Origin of the sequence: Aeromonas sp. FDAARGOS 1405 (assembly GCF_019048265.1) — a bacterium.
Lineage (GTDB): Bacteria > Pseudomonadota > Gammaproteobacteria > Enterobacterales > Aeromonadaceae > Aeromonas > Aeromonas veronii_A.
In genome coordinates this window covers 37,466-56,766 of the sequence record NZ_CP077312.1, presented here as the reverse complement: position 1 = coordinate 56,766, position 19,301 = coordinate 37,466, and the positions used below count along the sequence as shown (strand labels likewise).

Annotated in this window: 12 protein-coding genes; 2 read left to right on the top strand and 10 right to left on the bottom strand. The window is 55.0% G+C overall.

The features are described from left to right. Positions 1-4: 4 nt before the first annotated feature. Positions 5-433, bottom strand: coding sequence for an H-NS family nucleoid-associated regulatory protein (locus I6L35_RS20920; protein WP_216980355.1), 429 nt, complete (start codon positions 431-433; stop codon positions 5-7). 31 nt (positions 434-464) lie between these two features. Continuing rightward, positions 465-851, bottom strand: coding sequence for a hypothetical protein (locus I6L35_RS20915; RefSeq protein ID WP_216980354.1), 387 nt, complete (start codon positions 849-851; stop codon positions 465-467). 54 nt (positions 852-905) lie between these two features. On the opposite strand from I6L35_RS20915, the gene I6L35_RS20910 reads away from it, so the two are divergent. Continuing rightward, a complete protein-coding gene (locus I6L35_RS20910) occupies positions 906-1,505 on the top strand; it encodes a lytic transglycosylase domain-containing protein (RefSeq protein WP_216980353.1) in 600 nt (199 codons plus the stop codon). Positions 1,506-1,511: 6 nt separating this feature from the next. Further along, positions 1,512-1,796 carry a hypothetical protein gene (locus I6L35_RS20905; protein ID WP_216980352.1) on the top strand — a complete coding sequence of 95 codons (285 nt, stop codon included), beginning with the start codon at positions 1,512-1,514 and terminating at the stop codon, positions 1,794-1,796. 1,642 nt (positions 1,797-3,438) lie between these two features. On the opposite strand, the gene I6L35_RS20900 is transcribed toward I6L35_RS20905, so the two are convergent. The 8 genes from I6L35_RS20900 to I6L35_RS20865 all read right to left on the bottom strand — a co-directional run bounded on the left by I6L35_RS20900 (position 3,439) and on the right by I6L35_RS20865 (position 18,464). Next, complete coding sequence (locus I6L35_RS20900) at positions 3,439-5,049, bottom strand: AAA family ATPase (protein ID WP_216980351.1); 1,611 nt, start codon at positions 5,047-5,049, stop codon at positions 3,439-3,441. A gap of 22 nt (positions 5,050-5,071) precedes the next feature. Further along, positions 5,072-8,227, bottom strand: coding sequence for a MobF family relaxase (gene mobF / locus I6L35_RS20895; RefSeq protein WP_216980350.1), 3,156 nt, complete (start codon positions 8,225-8,227; stop codon positions 5,072-5,074). A 3-nt stretch (positions 8,228-8,230) separates the two neighbouring features. After that, positions 8,231-10,183, bottom strand: coding sequence for a type IV secretion system DNA-binding domain-containing protein (locus I6L35_RS20890; RefSeq protein WP_216980349.1), 1,953 nt, complete (start codon positions 10,181-10,183; stop codon positions 8,231-8,233). After that, positions 10,180-10,485 (bottom strand): hypothetical protein, encoded by a 306-nt coding sequence (locus I6L35_RS20885; RefSeq protein ID WP_216980348.1) that lies wholly within the window; start codon positions 10,483-10,485, stop codon positions 10,180-10,182. Before I6L35_RS20885 ends, I6L35_RS20890 begins: the two co-directional genes overlap by 4 nt. A gap of 6,117 nt (positions 10,486-16,602) precedes the next feature. Further along, positions 16,603-17,106, bottom strand: a complete 504-nt coding sequence (locus I6L35_RS20880) for a hypothetical protein (protein ID WP_216980347.1) — start codon at positions 17,104-17,106, stop codon at positions 16,603-16,605. After that, on the bottom strand, positions 17,103-17,249 hold the full coding sequence (locus I6L35_RS20875) for a hypothetical protein (protein ID WP_216980346.1): 147 nt from the start codon (positions 17,247-17,249) through the stop codon (positions 17,103-17,105). Before I6L35_RS20875 ends, I6L35_RS20880 begins: the two co-directional genes overlap by 4 nt. Further along, the gene (locus I6L35_RS20870) at positions 17,246-17,449 is read right to left on the bottom strand and encodes a hypothetical protein (RefSeq protein WP_216980345.1); all 204 of its coding nucleotides are present in this window, start codon (positions 17,447-17,449) and stop codon (positions 17,246-17,248) included. The genes I6L35_RS20875 and I6L35_RS20870 overlap by 4 nt, the downstream gene beginning before the upstream one ends. Before the next feature lie 151 nt (positions 17,450-17,600). Beyond that, positions 17,601-18,464 (bottom strand): ArdC family protein, encoded by an 864-nt coding sequence (locus I6L35_RS20865; RefSeq protein ID WP_216980344.1) that lies wholly within the window; start codon positions 18,462-18,464, stop codon positions 17,601-17,603. Between the last annotated feature and the right edge of the window lie 837 nt (positions 18,465-19,301).

Genomic DNA, 19,301 nt, shown 5'->3' with positions numbered 1-19,301 from the left:
TTTTTTATTCTTTTACGATGAACTGATCCAAGCCGGCCCTGCCGTGAATCTCGTATAGATCTCTCAAAGCCTTTGGCACTTGGCCCCTGCGAGACCAGAAAACAATTTTGCCATTATCAGGGCGTTTAAAGGCTGTCTGCTTGATCTTGCTAGTGGTTGCGCTGGGCTTATTGCCTGATAACGCTTCAAACACCTCTTCAGGTGTTACTCCAAGCTGCATGAGCTCTCGGGTGGCATCATCAATAGCCTTTTTCTTTTTTTCTTCCTGCTCCATCCTGGCCAATTCTTCTTCTTCTTTAGCATCAATGATCACTTGAGTGTCAGCAACCAGTTGACGGAGTGAATCGAGATTGCAATGACGCAGAAAGGCTCGGCGGCGCTGATGATTCGCCAAGTATTCAGATATTGCTTCGTTAGATAGTACGGTTTCCATTTAAAAAACCTCGGCATTAATTGGTTGGTTATTATAATTTCTCAAACCTGTCTCCTAACTTAACGAAAAATTCGAGACAGGCTGCTTCGTATGAACCATCATCATCTGTGAAAGACCACAGACCATTGAGGTCAATATGAACCTCTTTAGGTTGTTCGATGGATCCTCTCTCTTTAGCAAAAAGCAAGTTAAAGCCTAATGCAGGTATGATATCTAGGACTTTTTTTTTGATGATATCGTAGTGACTACTGGCTCTGTAAACAGTATTCCTATGAGGCAAGCCATGCAGTTCAGCTGCTTTTATACCTGACAACCCATTAAGCCTATAATCAATGAGTGCCTGTATCGTTGCCGGATCACTGTAACTTGTCAAAGGCATCAACGTCTCAATAAGATACCGCTCACCAGTTGAACTCATCTTGTATTATACTCCGAACATTGTAAGCAAAACCGGCTTGATAAGGGGGGGCAAGTGCAAAAAAAACACTTTAAAATCGCTTTAACAATCATGGCTATAGCCCTATCTAACCCAGCACACCCCTATTCTTTAAACGACTATCACAAGCATAACGCAGGACAGGTAAGCAACATCAAAAGGATTGATTCAACCTATCCAATAAAGAATGAACATACTGTATCAGAGTTTGGCTTCATGCGTTGCTTTCAAGACATGAGCCATCGCTACAATGTGAAAAAAAACCTTCTCATTGCCCATGCGATTAAAGAAAGCCACCTGAATCCAGATGCAGTTAATCGACAAAAAGAGGGTGAAGCTGTAGGTCTGATGCAAATCCATTCTCAATGGTTCCCTCGCTTGCAAAAAGACTATCATATAACAAGAGATATGTTACTGAGAGATCCATGCCTGAACATCAGCGTTGGCGCGTGGATTATAGCGAACAATTTTTCAGCCAAGGGCGTGTCCTGGGACGCCGTTGGCGCCTACTACGGGGGATACTCAGACAGCAAAGCAGATGATCGTTATTGGTACTATGGGGGGAAAGGCGGTATTCGAGAGATATACCGAAGGCTAGAACAGGGTGAGGATCCAATCCTGATTGCTAAGGAGTAATGATTTATGGTTGCTCATTTCTTGGGCGTAATGACATTTCTGGCGTTTGGAGCCTTGTGTCTGATGCTAATTTTGAATAGGCCCAGGGTTGAAAGCGCAGATGAAAAGCCTATTCCACATAAGCTGACCGAGCGCGAGCAGGAGAAGGTCATTCATGTTGACCAAGCCATATCGGCAATACCAGCCTCACTCGTTGTCGATGATGTTGGGCAGCGAGGCCGTATCGAGCCAGAGTTTTCATCTGTGAGCGGTAGTGATGATGTCGATCGCGTTGATTCCTGGCCTAGCTAGGAAGCGAGAAAACCGGCATAGCCGGTTTTTTTTGGTGCCAACATTTACCATAATAAAGTCAGTTGCGCAGTCGCACACGCACCGCAGATAAACACGCGCGCGGCACACATCAAAGGGGCTGAATCGTTAGCCTAACCACAAGACACAAAATATTATTTGTGAGCAAATCACTTTAATTCATATAGGTCACATGGGGCCCTACTCCAAGTAAATGGCGGTGCCGGCCAGCTGCCGGTGATCGGTCGGGGAGTACCAGGGCAGGGCCCCTGCAGCTGTTCCTGGTCACCGGCGCAGCCGGTGGCCATCGATCCGGTGGGCGGGCCAGCTGCCGGTGATCGGTCGGGGAGTACCAGGGCGGGGCCCCTGCAGTCGTTCCTGGTCACAGGCGAACCGGTGGCCATCGAGGCGGTGGGCGGGCCAGCAGCGGGGAAACGGTCGGTGATCGGCGGGGAGTACCAGGGCGGGGCCCCTGCAGTCGTTCCAGGTCGCCGGCGCAGCCGGTGGCCATCGATCCGGTGGGCGGGCCAGCTGCCGGTGATCGGTCGGGGAGTACCAGGGCGGGGCCCCTGCAGCCGTTCCTGGTCGCCGGCGCAGCCGGTGGCCATCGAGCAGGTGGTGCCGGCCAGCAGCTGGTGATCGGTAGGTGAGTACCAGGGCAGGGCCCCTGCAGTCGTTCCTGGTCACCGGCGCAGCCGGTGGCCATCGAGCAGGTGGTGCCGGCCAGCAGCTGGTGATCGGTCAGGGGAATACCAGGGCAGGGCCCCTGCAGCTGTTCCTGGTCACCGGCGAACCGGTGGCCATCGAGGCGGTGGGCGGGCCAGCAGTGGGGAAACGGTCGGTGATCGGCGGGGAGTACCAGGGCGGGGCCCCTGCAGCCGTTCCTGGTCACCGGCGCAACCGGTGGCCATCGAGCAGGTGGTGCTGGCCAGCAGCTGTTCCTGGTCACCGGCGCAACCGGTGGCCATCGATCCGGTGGTGCCGGCCAGCAGCTGGTGATCGGTAGGTGAGTACCAGGGCGGGGCCCCTGCAGTCGTTCCTGGTCGCCGGCGCAGCCTGTGGCCATCAATCCGGTGGTGCCGGCCAGCAGCTGGTGATCGGTAGGTGAGTACCAGGGCGGGGCCCCTGCAGTCGTTCCTGGTCGCCGGCGCAGCCGGTGGCCATCGATCCGGTGGTGCCGGCCAGCAGCTGGTGATCGGTCAGGTGAATACCAGGGCAGGGCCCCTGCAGCTGTTCCTGGTCGCCGGCGCAACCGGTGGCCATCGAGGCGGTGGGCGGGCCAGCAGCGGGGGAACGGTCGGTGATCGGCGGGGAGTACCAGGGCGGGGCCCCTGCAGTCGTTCCTGGTCGCCGGCGCAGCCGGTGGCCATCGATCCGGTGGTGCCGGCCAGCAGCTGGTGATCGGCGGGGAGTACCAGGGCGGGCCCCTGCAGTCGTTCCAGGTCGCCGGCGCAGCCGGTGGCCATCGATCCGGTGGTGCCGGCCAGCAGCTGGTGAAACGGTCGGGGAGTACCAGGGCAGGGCCCCTGCAGTCGTTCCTGGTCGCCGGCGCAACCGGTGGCCATCGATCCGGTGGGCGGGCCAGCTGCCGGTGATCGGTCGGGGAGTACCAGGGCAGGGCCCCTGCAGCGCAACCGAACTGGCTTTATAGGCTCCTTTCTCTTTGTAGACCAATGTTGTAGGTCTTTTTAATGTTCTCGATTTTTTCGATTACCTTTTCTCTTAATTTCATGCCATACCTTGAAGATCCCCCCATCATCATCCCTAAGTCTCGAGAAAAATCAGCAGCCCGATCTTTTGAGGTGACAACAACTTGCCGATTGGCTAAAGCAGATTGTTGGAAACCTGGATTTTCGCTCAATGCTGAGATTGCTCTTTTCTTATCATCAGTAATAATCCTCACAGAGCCTTTTACATTGCTAAGAACACCATGAATCTGTTCATGTGTGAGCGAATGTGTTTTGTTCGACTCTAACAAAACAAGTGCGTGCTCTTTAGCTTCCCCGCTTTTCAGTGAAAAAGAATTGCTCACATAATTATGTGATAAGTGCGGAAATTCATGGGGGTTTACACCAATAACCCTCCCGTTTGACAACAAGATGGTCAGGCTATTTGATTCATCATCATATCCAATAACCTTTCCTTCTGATTTACTCCTTACTCCCCGAAGATTTTCTTTTGTTTTCAGGTTTGATTCGCTCACCTTAATTAAATCCCGAGGTAGTGACTTAGTAAAGACCAGCTTGTCACCCTTTGCAAAATCAACTTTCGTTTGTTGAGTTACTGTTGCTCCCTTCAAATCTCGGCCAGAGATTTTAAATCGCTGGCCTTTATCATCTAGCAACACAACAAAGTTATGCTCTTTATCAACGGACTCAACCCGCATTGGAGCGTTATTCGGAAGCCTTACAATAAGCCCCTCTTTGTAACCTCTAGCATCAGAACGTTCAACTTCTGTCATAAATACCGATTTTTCAGATGAAATGGTTACCAGGCTTTCACTTATTGTTCCCTCCTTTCTCAATCCATCTCTTATTTTATCAGTAACCAAATTGATAGAGCGCGAGTCTGGTATTATTACCGCAACTTGATCCCTTTCATCTTTAGGCATGCCGAGGTAACTTTGTGCGATTACCTCATGACGAATAGAACTATCTATCCCTGGCTCTTTGTGGTTTACCTCATGCATAAGATTATCAATGCTATCTAGGGCGTCTTTAATTCTTCCACTCCTGAATGCAAGCGTAGCCTTGCTTACATTTTCATCCTGAGATAAAGCTTTTGTCTGTGATTCAATAACGGGAAGATTCTGGCTTCTCAGTAATTCAAGAGTGTTACCCCATGACAGTGAGTTTTCCAGCTCATTACCCAAGAAAATGACTCTAGCTCCAGTGTATCTAGCAAACCTAGATACATCTAAAATTGTTTTTGCATCCAATAATGCGCTGTCCTCTACTAGCCAAACGTCCTTTGAGTTGTTCGTTTTCTGACCATTTGAAGAGCGAGATTCAAGTTGAGAGATCCAGTTTTTTATATTCCCACCTCTCAATTGAGCCTTTGCAATCTCATCGCATGTTTTACCGGTTAAGCCAAAGGCTCTAACTTTGTAACCCGCCTCTTGCAACATTGAAGCGCCAACGGTTCTAAATGCCTCGGCGGTTCCATCCCTCGCGTAGGTAGCTACGAAACTGGTTTCATTCCGAGAGGTTAGCGCTTTCTCTAGTGTTTCACGTTGGTTGGGCTGTATGGCAAGCATTCCTCGATCAGTCGCAACAGCGTTATGCGACGCAACGAAACTGATCAAACTTACTGGCGCCCATAATTTTAGAGCGGCGGCCAACACCATCTGCAATATGCTTGACCAAGGCGGCCTCGTTCCGCATTGTGCTGGCCAATGCAAAAGTGTGATTTCCATTATCACCAGGAGAAACTAATGATAATGTCTTTAGTGCTCTGGCCTTTTCAATTCCATGATCAATATCTAATGGAGTGTAACGACCCAAGCTCCATTTCAACGTTTCCTTCTTTATATCATCGTGTGTGAAAACACCTTTTTTTTCAGCGAGGTTTGCTAAGGCAACATTTAAGTCATCCTCAACAAGTCGCGTAACGTCAGGTTCTTTACTTTTTGTATGAGAAGCATATTTTCTCATGCTTTCAGCAGATACATGCCTAGTTGCAATTGTCTTCCCTTCACTATTATCCCTCATGACCTTTATCAACTTTTTGGTGTCATCTACAAAGATGTGCGCCTTCTCAGTTGCGCGGCTAATGTTTACAAGAAGAGCCCTAAAGGTTGAAAGGTATTTGTTTGTTGAACTAAGCAGAGAGTATGATTCTTTCTTTGTTAACCCTTGAGATACTTGGGACGTGACAGCATATGAATAGTCAAGGTCATGGTATTCACTTTGATCCAGCGTTACAGTTGAGCCATCCTTTTCTTTTTTGAAATGCAACTTACCAGCGGTTTTATCAAAACCAACAAGCTTAAGCTGGTCACCATTCATTAACCCCATATCTTTTCTAGTCTTCTTCCAGGTCACCACCTCATTCTCAGAAAGCTGCACACTATCTAAGCGATAGGCATCAAACATCATCTTCGCTTTATCGCCAGTTACACCAAATAGATCCAGTATGCGAACCTCGCCGGTTTTAAAATTTTCGAGGTGGAGTTGATTTTTAACAACATCCGATTTCCCCAGATTCAACATGTATCGTTCACCAGCAAAAATCCCTTGCTCGGGGATGTTTTGATGAAACTCGATGGCCTCTACCTTGTAAGTTTGAAAGAATCGAACATCTTTCATTTCTTCATAGTTAAGCCCAGCTCTAGAGAATACTTTAGTCTTGATATCCTCTTGGCCGATCAAGCCTTCTTTCTTGAGTATTTCATGTGCGGCGATATTAAACTCACGCCGTTGTGAGTTTGTAGGGATGATGAAAATAGATTCATCACGATGAGCTGGTGTTTTTTCCTCAAAGGCAGAAATCATTGCAGATAAGGGGGACTTAGATTCATGAATGTTGTCCTGCAACATTTCAAAAGTCTTGGTTATATCACCTGCATAATAGGCTTTTATGGCAGCCAATAACTGTGGGCTATTGCGCTGCCGAGTAATGTCATCCATCAGAGCGGTTTTCATTCCGTGGGCTTGTAACAGGTAGAAAATCTTACCCCACTCAATAGACTCATGTTGTTCTGTATCACCAGTGAAAACGATCCTAGCTCCTGAGCGGCGAGCCTCTGTGATCAGGTCGGCAAAGTGACCCGCATTCGCTAGGGATGCTTCATCAATCAACCAAATTTCTTTACCAGCGTATCTTGGCCCATAGGCTTCCCTGTTCTGCTGGGTTCTGAAAATGAAGCTATCAAGTGTGTGTGATTCTATGCCAGTCTCATTGAATAAGGTTTCTGTGGCTGATCCACTTTGAGCTAGGCCAACGAGCTTAAAGTCTTGCGCATGCGCAATACTATTAACCACATTAACCATTGTCGTTTTACCTGTACCAGCCAGACCTTGGACACCCACAATGGCATCCTTGGTCGTCACGATTAGCTCGGCAGCTTTGACTTGGCCACTGGTTAACTTTGCAGGCACCCCCAGCTTTTTGGATAACTCAGCTTCAAAATTAGAGATATGGTGCTGGACATCATCTTTAGTTGCGACCGGTGCATAAACCCCTTTCAGGTTCAGCATGCTCGATACGATATAGGATTCTTTTCTTATTGCTTCAGGTGTTGTCAGTCCGTGGGGCCTGACCAGGAGTTCTTTATGCTCGATAATGGCCTCTAGTGCCGTGTCGATATCACTTTTACTGAACGAGTTAGAGCCCAATCCAAAACCAAGTTTCAAGGCTCCTTTCAGCACATCATCTTGATCAAAGACGGCCTCGTTAGCGGCTAGTGCCCTCGCGGCCAGACGAGTAGCCCGAAGAGCTTCAGGATGAACCCCAGGTATTTGTTCATCAGCATTCTCGACGCCGCTATTCGGATCATCCATATGCAATGATGGGCTGTGATTTTTTTGCTCTTCTTGGACTCGTTGAGTTGCCCTATCAGTGGCTTCCTCAACAATTTTCCCAACATCAACACCCAGAGAGGCGGCGGTAGAATCCCAGATCTCCCAAAGTTGTTCTGGGGTCATCTTACCTTTGGATGCGCGGCTCATCACTGCTGCAGCTTCCAGCCCTTTCTGGGATGTGATATCTCGCTCAGCCGCACTCTTTTCAACTTCTCGCCGGCGTTTTGAAGTTTCAAACTTGAGTTCGTCACTGATCTCCTTGATATCCCAGAAACCTTTTTGTCTATCTGTTACTTCAACCGTATAGCCCAGTTTATGAGCAAGCACAGCCAATTCGGATCGATAGATCAGACCAGCCATCATCTTAAACTGGTACATTTCTTTACTTTCAAGGCTATACCATGCGGCATCAATCAGCGTTGCATTTGGAATTACATTGTGAGTATGAAGCTGTGGATCGTTTGCCCTGGATACTGTGTGAGTGAACGATGCATACATGAAGTTACCAGTATTGACTCGCTCGCCATCCTTCCTAGCGAGGACTCTTTTTTCTAACTCCGACATTGCAACTTTTACGGCGGCGTGGTGAGCATCTATCAGGCGTTCATCCCCCCCCATTAGGGCAGCAATCGAGATCCCTTTTGGAGCTGAAAAAGTAAAATCGTGACCAGGGGCGTGAACAATTTTCCCTTGGCCATCAGGTTTGCCAAGATGAGTAACCGAATCGATTTTCCCCTCAAGAAGTTCAGTGAATCTATCAAGATCAACTGTCAATCCGCTTAACCCAAGTGCCTCTGCCCCTTGCCCTCCCCACTCAGACGCTAGAGCAACGCCATCCTTAGTGTAATAGCCTGCCTCGCCGTAATATCCGCCGGCCTCACCTGCATTGCTTAGTCTTTTAATACTCAACATGATTTAGATGCTCCCCATATCAAAATTGGTAGAGAGTTCTTTAGGAAGTGGTTGGTTTTGATCAGCAATATCCTTTGCTGTTGTATCAGGTTCCTGAAGTTCTCTATTGGCTTTAGATTGGGCAACCATATGGTTAATGAGGCCGTCAACATCGCCTCCACGAGAATCATAGAGAACTGCTGTATCGACAGGTTTATAGTCATCTAAGTCGCATGTCATATCGAATGCATCAGCCACATCTGGCAGTACAACAGGCGGAATTTTCAGTCGAACAAGAGGAAGGCCACGCCCCAATCGTAAGTAGCTTTCGAGGTCTGGTAATTGCTGAATTTCCCCTGACATTACCACCTCTTGTTCTTTTCTTACTTTGTTGACATTTACCGCATCACGAATCGAGTTTGCACCATATGAAGCATTCTCTGTGGTTTGTTGACTCTCCTGTTTCCCTAGCTGTTTAGCCGCCCAAGATGCCCCTTCAGATCCATTTGTCCTGAATGCCATGACTGTACCTATAGAGTCGGTGAAAGCCTCAAACTTTTCCTTTCCATAGAGGTCAACACCCTGGCTGTTAGACTGTATTCCAAACACAGGGAACCCGCCGAATTTGCGGCCAGTCGATACAAATTCAACGAGTGATGGGACAGGGTTTAACGTGCCGAGCTCATCAACAAATGCCGCAACTCTTCGATATGGCTTACCTGCAGCCTCATTGGTTTCGGCTGACAGAATTGCACTCAAAGCCATTTCCACAAAGACAGTGATCAAAGGAGATAGCGTTGCCTTGAGGTCATCCCTAACTGTCACAAAAACCCATCTATCGCTATCTTCATGTGCCCATTCCTTGAAGCTGAACCTCTCACCACTTCCGTGAAGATATTTAAAAGAACGAAGGTTTGTTGAGATGATCGCGCGTATTGAACCAGCCAGTTTTTCAACATTCATGTTCAGGACTGATGCTGCATCCGTCCCTGCTACGATGTTTGCCATGTACTCATCTGGAAGGTGGAGGATGATATGCATCAGGTCATGCATTGATGGTTCAGTGCAGGATTTTGCAACCTTATCCATTAAGGATGAAAGCACCAATTGAGGTGCGATCGTCCAGAATGGATCGCCTGATTTTTTATCCTCTCTGATAGATGCCTGGGCGATTCTGTTGTACGCAATCTCATGCTTTCCCTCAGACCACACATCCCAGCTAGCGGAGCGTTTATCGAAAGGGTTAAGAATGATGTCCTTGCCTGGCCGATAGAACTTCCTGACAAACTCACCGGATATGTCATAGATAAATGCTTTGCATTCCGCCGCTCTTAGCTGAAGCATTAAATCTCGATATGTTGTTGACTTCCCTACCCCAGGTGAGCCTGTCAGCAAGATGCCAGAGCACTCCTGAAATGGAGGGAGTGGAACACCGGATATGCTGAATAAAGAGCGTTGACCGCTCTTCTTTTCAATCTTTGCAACTATTCTTTTTATGTCCGAAACGCTCCCTAAGCTGAGCCCTCTTACATGCTCATCTTCTGCAATCCTCTCCCCCTTTCTCCTCATCCACTTAGCAAGGATGATGGCTGCAATAATCGTTGGGAGCATCGAAATGAAAGCTGATATATAGACCTTGAAGCTCAGCTTGTCGGCATAAGATTGCATTAGAGTGTTTGAGTAAATCTGCTTCCAACTAACTCTTCTTACACTTCCATCAAGCAAGTCCAACCGTAAGCTATTGTCAGCATTACCCAAGTGATTCACCTCTACGGAAGATACTAGCCAATACCATCCATAGTGCTTTTCAGCAGGAGTCAGAAGGTTGAACGAAAGCAATGCAAATACAACCACCCAGAACCCAACCAGCATGAAAAAATACTGTCTAACAACTTGGAAAAGCATCACCACGAAGTTGTTAAAAATCTGACCCCCTCGGGTGATCGAGGTTAGCGAATGTCTCTCTTTTGCGCTCATAGGTTAATCCCCAACTTAGCCAGAATCTCAGCTGCATCATTTCTTGACTGGAATAGAATGCTGTCCCCATTTTCGGGGCTAATCTCCTTCACCAATCGGCGTAGTGTCGTAAGCACTATGGTATTTGTCTTTACCATTGCATCAGCAATTTCGCTCCGAGAGTCGCTGGCCAAGTGGCCTGCGATTGCCATCTGCCGGCCATATTCATGGATTGATATACCCCTTCTCTTTGCTTCGTGTTTGAACTGCTGAAGAAGGGCTTCGTCAGTTAGCTTGAAACTGACTTGGTTCTGTCTCGTCATATGCACTCCATGTTTAGCTAGTTTTTTCGGATTCTATCAGAGGGGGTGTAGAAATCCATTCAAAGCCTTTTGGGATATGGCTTTAGCTTGGTTTGTGAAACCTCGATTTTTAGTATCGCGTTTTCCACTCAATGGCACGTATATCAAGGGTTGCAGCCATGCAGCGAAAGCTGCGTTGGGTGTGACGCTTTTTTTCTTGTGGCGGGGATATTCTGCATGTTTTCGCGCTTTTTCTTAGCCTCTAATGTTCGCGGATTACTAGCGGGATTAACCTATTACAGATGAAAGCCCTTGCGGCGAGTGAGCAACCATAAGAATGCGATACTAGATAGACAACAGATGTGCGAGCGCAGCGCCATCCCACAGCGGCAGGTCGCTTGGAGGTGGAATCTCGGGCCCCGACCGTAGGGCGGGTGGGATTTCACCGAGAGGCGAGCACATCGAGGCCCCTTGGCCTGCGCGGCATCACTGGCAAGAGATCTGGGGCTGCTGCTGGCGAGGTTCGCCGCCAGCACCGGCAGCCCGAAGGGCGAGCCATGGTGCGCGGTGGGCCGAGCTCCGTGGCCACCGGTTACCAGGAACAGCTGGTGATCGAGATCTGGGTTGCTGCTGGCGAGGCTCGCCGCCAGCACCGGCAGCCCGAAGGGCGAGCCATGGTGCGCGGTGGGCCGAGCTCGCGCGGCCATCCCACAGCGGCAGGTCGCTTGGAGGTGGAATCTCGGGCCCCGACCGTAGGGCGGGTGGGATTTCACCGAGAGGCGAGCACATCGAGGCCCCTTGGCCTGCGCGGCATCACTGGCAAGAGATCTGGGGTTGCTGCTGGCGAGGCTCGCCGCCAGCACCGGCAGCCCGAAGGGCGAGCCATGGTGCGCGGCGGGCCGAGCTCGCGCGGCCATCCCACAGCGGCAGGTCGCTTGGAGGTGGAATCTCGGGCCCCGACCGTAGGGCGGGTGGGATTTCACCGAGAGGCGAGCACATCGAGGCCCCTTGGCCTGCGCGGCATTACTGGCAAGCGATCTGGGGCCGATACTGGCGAGGCTCGCCGCCAGCACCGGCAGCCCGAAGGGCGAGCCATGGTGCGCGGTGGGCCGAGCTCGCGCGGCCATCCCACAGCGGCAGGTCGCTTGGAGGTGGAATCTCGGGCCCCGACCGTAGGGCGGGTGGGATTTCACCGAGAGGCGAGCACATCGAGGCCCCTTGGCCTGCGCGGCATCACTGGCAAGAGATCTGGGGTTGCTGCTGGCGAGGCTCGCCGCCAGCACCGGCAGCCCGAAGGGCGAGCCATGGTGCGCGGCGGGCCGAGCTCGCGCGGCCATCCCACAGCGGCAGGTCGCTTGGAGGTGGAATCTCGGGCCCCGACCGTAGGGCGGGTGGGATTTCACCGAGAGGCGAGCACATCGAGGCCCCTTGGCCTGCGCGGCATTACTGGCAAGCGATCTGGGGCCGATACTGGCGAGGCTCGCCGCCAGCACCGGCAGCCCGAAGGGCGAGCCATGGTGCGCGGTGGGCCGAGCTCGCGCGGCCATCCCACAGCGGCAGGTCGCTTGGAGGTGGAATCTCGGGCCCCGACCGTAGGGCGGGTGGGATTTCACCGAGAGGCGAGCACATCGAGGCCCCTTGGCCTGCGCGGCATCACTGGCAAGAGATCTGGGGTTGCTGCTGGCGAGGCTCGCCGCCAGCACCGGCAGCCCGAAGGGCGAGCCATGGTGCGCGGCGGGCCGAGCTCGCGCGGCCATCCCACAGCGGCAGGTCGCTTGGAGGTGGAATCTCGGGCCCCGACCGTAGGGCGGGTGGGATTTCACCGAGAGGCGAGCACATCGAGGCCCCTTGGCCTGCGCGGCATTACTGGCAAGCGATCTGGGGCCGATACTGGCGAGGCTCGCCGCCAGCACCGGCAGCCCGAAGGGCGAGCCATGGTGCGCGGTGGGCCGAGCTCGCGCGGCCATCCCACAGCGGCAGGTCGCTTGGAGGTGGAATCTCGGGCCCCGACCGTAGGGCGGGTGGGATTTCACCGAGAGGCGAGCACATCGAGGCCCCTTGGCCTGCGCGGCATCACTGGCAAGAGATCTGGGGTTGCTGCTGGCGAGGCTCGCCGCCAGCACCGGCAGCCCGAAGGGCGAGCCATGGTGCGCGGTGGGCCGAGCTCGCGCGGCCATCCCACAGCGGCAGGTCGCTTGGAGGTGGAATCTCGGGCCCCGACCGTAGGGCGGGTGGGATTTCACCGAGAGGCGAGCACATCGAGGCCCCTTGGCCTGCGCGGCATCACTGGCAAGAGATCTGGGGCTGCTGCTGGCGAGGTTCGCCGCCAGCACCGGCAGCCCGAAGGGCGAGCCATGGTGCGCGGTGGGCCGAGCTCCGTGGCCACCGGTTACCAGGAACAGCTGGTGATCGAGATCTGGGTTGCTGCTGGCGAGGCTCGCCGCCAGCACCGGCAGCCCGAAGGGCGAGCCATGGTGCGCGGCGGGCCGAGCTCGCGCGGCCATCCCACAGCGGCAGGTCGCTTGGAGGTGGAATCTCGGGCCCCGACCGTAGGGCGGGTGGGATTTCACCGAGAGGCGAGCACATCGAGGCCCCTTGGCCTGCGCGGCATTACTGGCAAGCGATCTGGGGCCGATACTGGCGAGGCTCGCCGCCAGCACCGGCAGCCCGAAGGGCGAGCCATGGTGCGCGGTGGGCCGAGCTCGCGCGGCCATCCCACAGCGGCAGGTCGCTTGGAGGTGGAATCTCGGGCCCCGACCGTAGGGCGGGTGGGATTTCACCGAGAGGCGAGCACATCGAGGCCCCTTGGCCTGCGCGGCATCACTGGCAAGAGATCTGGGGTTGCTGCTGGCGAGGCTCGCCGCCAGCACCGGCAGCCCGAAGGGCGAGCCATGGTGCGCGGTGGGCCGAGCTCGCGCGGCCATCCCACAGCGGCAGGTCGCTTGGAGGTGGAATCTCGGGCCCCGACCGTAGGGCGGGTGGGATTTCACCGAGAGGCGAGCACATCGAGGCCCCTTGGCCTGCGCGGCATCACTGGCAAGAGATCTGGGGCTGCTGCTGGCGAGGTTCGCCGCCAGCACCGGCAGCCCGAAGGGCGAGCCATGGTGCGCGGTGGGCCGAGCTCCGTGGCCACCGGTTACCAGGAACAGCTGGTGATCGAGATCTGGGTTGCTGCTGGCGAGGCTCGCCGCCAGCACCGGCAGCCCGAAGGGCGAGCCATGGTGCGCGGTGGGCCGAGCTCCGTGGCCACCGGTTACCAGGAACAGCTGGTGATCGAGATCTGGGTTGCTGCTGGCGAGGCTCGCCGCCAGCACCGGCAGCCCGAAGGGCGAGCCATGGTGCGCGGCGGGCCGAGCTCCGTGGCCACCGGTTACCAGGAACAGCTGGTGATCGAGATCTGGGTTGCTGCTGGCGAGGTTCGCCGCCAGCACCGGCAGCCCGAAGGGCGAGCCATGGTGCGCGGTGGGCCGAGCTCCGTGGCCACCGGTTACCAGGAACAGCTGGTGATCGAGATCTGGGTTGCTGCTGGCGAGGCTCGCCGCCAGCACCGGCAGCCCGAAGGGCGAGCCATGGTGCGCGGCGGGCCGAGCTCGCGCGGCCATCCCACAGCGGCAGGTCGCTTGGAGGTGGAATCTCGGGCCCCGACCGTAGGGCGGGTGGGATTTCACCGAGAGGCGAGCACATCGAGGCCCCTTGGCCTGCGCGGCATCACTGGCAAGAGATCTGGGGCTGCTGCTGGCGAGGTTCGCCGCCAGCACCGGCAGCCCGAAGGGCGAGCCATGGTGCGCGGTGGGCCGAGCTCCGTGGCCACCGGTTACCAGGAACAGCTGGTGATCGAGATCTGGGGTTGCTGCTGGCGAGGCTCGCCGCCAGCACCGGCAGCCCGAAGGGCGAGCCATGGTGCGCGGCGGGCCGAGCTCGCGCGGCCATCCCACAGCGGCAGGTCGCTTGGAGGTGGAATCTCGGGCCCCGACCGTAGGGCGGGTGGGATTTCACCGAGAGGCGAGCACATCGAGGCCCCTTGGCCTGCGCGGCATTACTGGCAAGCGATCTGGGGCCGATACTGGCGAGGCTCGCCGCCAGCACCGGCAGCCCGAAGGGCGAGCCATGGTGCGCGGTGGGCCGAGCTCGCGCGGCCATCCCACAGCGGCAGGTCGCTTGGAGGTGGAATCTCGGGCCCCGACCGTAGGGCGGGTGGGATTTCACCGAGAGGCGAGCACATCGAGGCCCCTTGGCCTGCGCGGCATCACTGGCAAGAGATCTGGGGTTGCTGCTGGCGAGGCTCGCCGCCAGCACCGGCAGCCCGAAGGGCGAGCCATGGTGCGCGGTGGGCCGAGCTCGCGCGGCCATCCCACAGCGGCAGGTCGCTTGGAGGTGGAATCTCGGGCCCCGACCGTAGGGCGGGTGGGATTTCACCGAGAGGCGAGCACATCGAGGCCCCTTGGCCTGCGCGGCATCACTGGCAAGAGATCTGGGGCTGCTGCTGGCGAGGTTCGCCGCCAGCACCGGCAGCCCGAAGGGCGAGCCATGGTGCGCGGTGGGCCGAGCTCCGTGGCCACCGGTTACCAGGAACAGCTGGTGATCGAGATCTGGGTTGCTGCTGGCGAGGCTCGCCGCCAGCACCGGCAGCCCGAAGGGCGAGCCATGGTGCGCGGCGGGCCGAGCTCCGTGGCCACCGGTTACCAGGAACAGCTGGTGATCGAGATCTGGGTTGCTGCTGGCGAGGTTCGCCGCCAGCACCGGCAGCCCGAAGGGCGAGCCATGGTGCGCGGTGGGCCGAGCTCCGTGGCCACCGGTTACCAGGAACAGCTGGTGATCGAGATCTGGGTTGCTGCTGGCGAGGCTCGCCGCCAGCACCGGCAGCCCGAAGGGCGAGCCATGGTGCGCGGCGGGCCGAGCTCGCGCGGCCATCCCACAGCGGCAGGTCGCTTGGAGGTGGAATCTCGGGCCCCGACCGTAGGGCGGGTGGGATTTCACCGAGAGGCGAGCACATCGAGGCCCCTTGGCCTGCGCGGCATCACTGGCAAGAGATCTGGGGCTGCTGCTGGCGAGGTTCGCCGCCAGCACCGGCAGCCCGAAGGGCGAGCCATGGTGCGCGGCGGGCCGAGCTCGCGCGGCCATCCCACAGCGGCAGGTCGCTTGGAGGTGGAATCTCGGGCCCCGACCGTAGGGCGGGTGGGATTTCACCGAGAGGCGAGCACATCGAGGCCCCTTGGCCTGCGCGGCATCACTGGCAAGAGATCTGGGGCTGCTGCTGGCGAGGTTCGCCGCCAGCACCGGCAGCCCGAAGGGCGGGCCGAGCTCGCGCGGCCATCCCACAGCGGCAGGTCGCTTGGAGGTGGAATCTCGGGCCCCGACCGTAGGGCGGGTGGGATTTCACCGAGAGGCGAGCACATCGAGGCCCCTTGGCCTGCGCGGCATCACTGGCAAGAGATCTGGGGTTGCTGCTGGCGAGGCTCGCCGCCAGCACCGGCAGCCCGAAGGGCGAGCCATGGTGCGCGGCGGGCCGAGCTCGCGCGGCCATCCCACAGCGGCAGGTCGCTTGGAGGTGGAATCTCGGGCCCCGACCGTAGGGCGGGTGGGATTTCACCGAGAGGCGAGCACATCGAGGCCCCTTGGCCTGCGCGGCATCACTGGCAAGAGATCTGGGGTTGCTGCTGGCGAGGTTCGCCGCCAGCACCGGCAGCCCGAAGGGCGAGCCATGGTGCGCGGCGGGCCGAGCTCGCGCGGCCATCCCACAGCGGCAGGTCGCTTGGAGGTGGAATCTCGGGCCCCGACCGTAGGGCGGGTGGGATTTCACCGAGAGGCGAGCACATCGAGGCCCCTTGGCCTGCGCGGCATCACTGGCAAGAGATCTGGGGTTGCTGCTGGCGAGGCTCGCCGCCAGCACCGGCAGCCCGAAGGGCGAGCCATGGTGCGCGGCGGGCCGAGCTCGCGCGGCCATCCCACAGCGGCAGGTCGCTTGGAGGTGGAATCTCGGGCCCCGACCGTAGGGCGGGTGGGATTTCACCGAGAGGCGAGCACATCGAGGCCCCTTGGCCTGCGCGGCATCACTGGCAAGAGATCTGGGGCTGCTGCTGGCGAGGCCCGCCCCAGCCCGCAAACAAAAAGGCCGTCTAAACAAGACGGCCATATCTATTACTGAACTAATGGCAACCCATAAATTTCACTGGCAAACCCTGCAAATTCATTTGCAAGCTCTTCGCTATCAATGTCTGCGAAACAGAACGTCAGGCAGCTTTTTCTCTCTGTTGCATACAGAGACCACATTTCAGGCGTTTCACCTTCCGCAGCCTCTTCAGTATATTCATCCCCTTCATAGATGACAGTAACAACGGGGCGAATGGAAAGGTTTGAATATTGTTCTTTTGTCGGTTCAAACGAAAATGACAACCACTGATTGGCTCTGTTAGCCGCTATTTTGTAATTTTCAACTGCTGTTTCTTTCTTGGATGTAACGCCCTTGAAATTGAAAATTTTCAGGGCCATCGAGCAATCAACACCGTGAGCCTTGCACCAATTATTGAATTGCTCTGCATGCAATTTCTCGTAGGCTTGAACGTCTTTGAACGGCACACCGAGATTGATATCCTTGATTTGAAGCTCAGCCCAGTCAGCCAGAATTTTGATTGCAGATTTCATTTTCTTTTCCCCTTTTTCTTTGGAACTAGGCCGGTAAATTTATTTATTTCTGCCAAAAGCAAGCTGAAGTTATTTATTGGCATGATTGGTATATTAATTTGATGTCCATTGGCAAAGGCTTTAACAACGTCTGCGCCGGTCATATCGCAGCCTCCACTTGATAGAATGACTCTGGCAAACTCTGGCGCTGAAACTCTCCAAATTGGTCAAGGCAAAGTGTTAACTCCGACTTATGAATAAGAGTGGGTTTGTTATCAACCAGAATGAAACCAGTTTTAGGATCCTCCCCTGTAATGGTTCCAATAACCTTGTAGCAGGGGGTTACGACGATCATATTCTCCATGTCGAGTCTCCTTGTTATGGGGTCATTGCCCCGAGTTCCTGATTATTATAATCCCCATTGGGGATTATTCGCAAGCGATATTTTCCCAGTGAGTGAAAAAAAAGCCCAGAGAACTGAGCTTTTAAAATATAAGTGAGCGACTCACATTTATTTAAGCGGCAACTTTTTCAGGCTGTTCCGCAGCTACAGTCACAAGGCCATTGATGTAGTCGTATGCTTTCTGAGCTTGGGAGGCAGCACTAAAGATTGCCTTTTTGTCTGACTTCAAAACTCGCAACCATGATTGAATGTAGCTCGCATGGTGCGGCACACCCCGATAGAAAAATCCGGCATCAGAGCTTAAGAAACAAGCGCCGAGCTCGGCAACCAGCTCCTCAAATGCATAGGCTTCATCACCAAATCGGCCAGATAGGTCTCGGTCAAGGCGAGATTTATGCGCCGTCCAGTGCGTCAGCTCATGGAACCCTACAGAGTAAAATCGCTCTAGCTCAAAAAATTGTTGGCGGGTCGGGAGGTAAATTTCATCACGATGCGGCATGTAACATGCCTTGTCGCCTTCTTCATGGATCACCGCGCCGCTCAAAGTGAAAATCCGTTCGCAGGCTTCGATCATGCCGGTTGTACCAGGATTGGCCACAGCGGGAGCGGTGATCCCTTCGATCTGATCAAGATTAAATACATGGAATGGCTTAACCATTGGATACTTTTCAATTTCGCCCTGATCGTTTTTCCGTTCCGCTATTTGATATCGGATACAGGTAACCGACTTCTGACCTTTGACGTTACCCCCCAACGCAACGAGCTGTTTGAACGTCAGCCAATATGGGGAGGTGTAACCGTGCTCATAAGCTGCCGCCCAAAGGAGCAGAACATTGATCCCCTTATAGGGCACACCGGTTGAAAAGTTTGTGGGCATGCTGCTGCATTGATTAACCCAGAGCGGGCCAGACTCTTCTAGGCCAGCTTCCATTTGCTTGATGATGGTGTCAGTCACAACTGCATAAAGGTCGGTCATAATCATTGCTCCTGGTGATGGGGTCATTGCCCCGAGTTCCTGATTATTATAATCCCCAATGGGGATTGCTGTCAAGCCGTTTATTTTCGGGCCCTCCCCTGCCCTCGCGCCCTGCAACCTACCTCATAGCTGCGGGGGGTGCGGGGGGAACGCCCGCATTATCTTTTAAATAGCGGCGGCGCAGCCGCCTTCATCCAGCCTCCCTTCTGACCGGCATTCTTTCACTTCCTCTGGCCACCCCGTCGCTGCATAGTCCGGCCACGCCGAACATGGCAGCGGCGCAAGGTGGAGTCCCGAAGGGAAGCACCTTGCGCCGATGACAGGGGCGGCGTAGGACTCTGCAAGCAGCGGCGAGGTGACCAGGGGGAGTGAGCCGGTCGGAAAGGGGGGCTGCCTGGAATTGCGCATGCGCAATTCCTTCTTGTCTTTGTCTCTGTCTTTGGCGACCGAAGGGAGTTCATACCCCTTGGCGTTACCCGAAGGGCCGAGACACCGCTTGCGGGGCTCGGTGAGCCCCGCTCGCGGGGCGAGTAGACAATGGTTGACCGGCCTTGGCCGGTCGGTTCAAAGCCTTTTTGTGCTTTAAATTATCCAGCACCTACACCTTTGAAAATACAAGACACCACTGATCGAGGTGTGACGGCCACCATCCATATAACATGGGCAGCCTGAGTGAATGAGTCCCTGGTTGCCTAATCACTGGGGACAGCAACCGACCATTACACAGAGCGAACCTTATGGGCTTCTCCATACTTGGCAGCCCATCCTCTCTCGAGGCGACCAGGAACAGAGACCTCCCCTACCTGTCCAGGTTCTTATACAGCCAAGGGCACAATG

Excerpts from the sequence above, each read along its gene's own strand:
- I6L35_RS20875 (WP_216980346.1), bottom strand. The coding sequence starts at position 17,249 with ATGACCGGCGCAGACGTTGTTAAAGCCTTTGCCAATGGACATCAAATT.
- I6L35_RS20920 (WP_216980355.1), bottom strand. The coding sequence starts at position 433 with ATGGAAACCGTACTATCTAACGAAGCAATATCTGAATACTTGGCGAAT.
- I6L35_RS20885 (WP_216980348.1), bottom strand. The coding sequence starts at position 10,485 with ATGACGAGACAGAACCAAGTCAGTTTCAAGCTAACTGACGAAGCCCTT.
- I6L35_RS20915 (WP_216980354.1), bottom strand. The coding sequence starts at position 851 with ATGAGTTCAACTGGTGAGCGGTATCTTATTGAGACGTTGATGCCTTTG.
- I6L35_RS20905 (WP_216980352.1), top strand. The coding sequence starts at position 1,512 with ATGGTTGCTCATTTCTTGGGCGTAATGACATTTCTGGCGTTTGGAGCC.
- I6L35_RS20900 (WP_216980351.1), bottom strand. The coding sequence starts at position 5,049 with ATGCTTGCCATACAGCCCAACCAACGTGAAACACTAGAGAAAGCGCTA.
- mobF (WP_216980350.1), bottom strand. The coding sequence starts at position 8,227 with ATGTTGAGTATTAAAAGACTAAGCAATGCAGGTGAGGCCGGCGGATAT.
- I6L35_RS20870 (WP_216980345.1), bottom strand. The coding sequence starts at position 17,449 with ATGGAGAATATGATCGTCGTAACCCCCTGCTACAAGGTTATTGGAACC.
- I6L35_RS20890 (WP_216980349.1), bottom strand. The coding sequence starts at position 10,183 with ATGAGCGCAAAAGAGAGACATTCGCTAACCTCGATCACCCGAGGGGGT.
- I6L35_RS20880 (WP_216980347.1), bottom strand. The coding sequence starts at position 17,106 with ATGAAATCTGCAATCAAAATTCTGGCTGACTGGGCTGAGCTTCAAATC.
- I6L35_RS20865 (WP_216980344.1), bottom strand. The coding sequence starts at position 18,464 with ATGACCGACCTTTATGCAGTTGTGACTGACACCATCATCAAGCAAATG.